Raw genomic sequence first — 2,112 nt, forward strand, 5'->3', positions numbered from 1 at the left:
CGTTGCCCTCGTTGTCGGCGAGGATCTGCACCTCGATGTGCCGCGGGTTGACCACGGCCTGCTCCAGGATGACCGTCGGGTCGCCGAACGCGGCGTCGGCCTCGCGCATCGCGGCTTCCAGCGCCTCCCGCAGCGCGCCGAGCTCATCGACCCGGCGCATCCCGCGGCCGCCGCCGCCCGCGACGGCTTTGACGAACACGGGGAACCGCATGGACTCGGCCGCCGACATCAGCTCGTCGATGTCCGCGGAAGGCGCGGAGGACTCCAGCACCGGCACGCCCGCCTCGCGGGCCGCGGCGACCGCGGTGGCCTTGTTGCCGGTCATCTCCAGGATTTCGCGGCTCGGGCCGACGAACGTGATGCCCGCTTCGCGGCACGCGCCCGCCAGGTCCGGGTTCTCGGACAGGAAACCGTAACCGGGGTAGATCGCGTCCGCGCCGGCTTGGCGCGCGGCTTGCACTACCTCGTCCACGGACAGGTAGGCGCGCACCGGGTGACCGGGTTCGCCGATCTCGTAGGACTCGTCGGCCTTGAGCCGGTGCAGCGAGTTGCGGTCTTCGTGCGGGAACACCGCCACCGTTCCGGCGCCGAGCTCGTAGCCCGCGCGGAAGGCTCGGATGGCGATCTCGCCACGGTTGGCGACGAGGACCTTGCGGAACATGCCGGCTACCTCCTGGGCAGGTGTCGGACCGTCGGGCGAAACCGTACCGCGAAAATTCCGCCCACCGAGAGAGCGTGACCGTGATGCACCTCATCGAAAAGCGCTGACCTGCTACGGAAGATCGGCCATGCAAGACGTCCCGGCGAGAAGGAATCGAGTTTTTCCGCCGGCGCGAAAGTTGACCGCGGCTCGGCCGGTTCGCCACCCGCCCTTCGCGCGGGCGGCCGAGCGCGCCCGATCACCACCGGCCACCGGCCGGGTCGCACACCGTCCGCCGATGCGCGCGCTGCCGTTCGGACTCCGCCGCGCTCACGACTTCTCCAGGAAACCCGCGCTTTGCGCGTCGACGAGTTCGGTGACCATGGCCGCCAGACCGGGATGGCCGCGCAGGGCTGGATCTTCGGCGACCAAGTGCTGCGCCGCCACCCGCGCCTCGGCGATCACGTCCTCGTCGCGCAGCAGCGAGAGCATCTTGAGCCCGGACTTGCGGCCGGACTGCGTCGCGCCCAGCACGTCGCCTTCCCTGCGCAGCTCCAGGTCCAGCTTCGCCAGCTCGAACCCGTCGGTGGTGGAGGCGACCGAGTCCAGCCGCTCGCGCGTGGTGGTACCCGCGACCGCATCGCTGACCAGCAGGCACAACCCCGGGGCCGAACCCCGCCCGACGCGGCCGCGCAGCTGGTGCAGCTGGCTCACGCCGAACCGGTCCGCGTCCATGATCACCATGACCGTGGCGTTCGGGACGTTCACACCGACCTCGACGACCGTCGTGGCCACCAGCACGTCCACACCGCCGTCGGCGAAGGCGCGCATCACCGCGTCCTTGTCGTCGGCGGGCAACCGGCCGTGCAGCACGCCGAGCCGCAGCCCGGACAACGGCCCCGCGGACAGCTTCTCGGCCACCTCCAGCACCGACAGCGGCGAGCGGCGTTCGCCGGAATCCGCGCCCTCGTCCGGAGCTTCTTCGTCCACTTCGGACTTCTGGGCGGATTTCGGCTTCTTCGGCGGGTTCTGCTCGTCGTCGCCGATGCGCGGGCACACCACGTAGACCTGGTGCCCCGCGGTCACCTCTTCGCGGACGCGTTGCCACGCGCGGTCCAGCCACGCCGGTTTCTCCGCCGCGGGAACCACGCTCGTGCTGATCGGCGAGCGGCCCTGCGGCAGCTCCCGCAGCGCCGAGGTCTCCAGGTCGCCGTAGACGGTCATCGCGACCGTGCGGGGAATCGGCGTCGCGGTCATCACCAGCACGTGCGGCGCCACCTCACCGCCGCCGCGCGCCCGCAGCGCGTCCCGCTGCTCCACACCGAAGCGGTGCTGCTCGTCGACCACGACCATGCCGAGGTCGGCGAACGACACCCGGTCCTGGATCAGCGCATGGGTGCCGACGACGATCCCCGCCTCGCCGGAAGCCGCCGCCAGCAACGCCTTCTTGCGCTGCGCGGCGGGCAGCGAGC

2 protein-coding genes are annotated in these 2,112 nt (G+C 71.4%); both read right to left on the reverse strand.

From position 1 onward, the window contains the following. On the reverse strand, positions 1 to 661 hold a 661-nt coding region (locus tag IJH84_RS06300; RefSeq protein ID WP_295141416.1), incomplete at its 3' end, for a biotin carboxylase N-terminal domain-containing protein. Between the two features lie 309 nt (positions 662 to 970). Beyond that, positions 971 to 2,112, reverse strand: a 1,142-nt coding sequence (locus IJH84_RS06305; protein ID WP_295141419.1) for an ATP-dependent DNA helicase RecG, incomplete at its 5' end; no start/stop codon positions are given.

The sequence above is a fragment of the Saccharopolyspora sp. genome (assembly GCF_017434145.1).
GTDB classification, from domain to species: domain Bacteria; phylum Actinomycetota; class Actinomycetes; order Mycobacteriales; family Pseudonocardiaceae; genus Saccharopolyspora_C; species Saccharopolyspora_C galaxeae.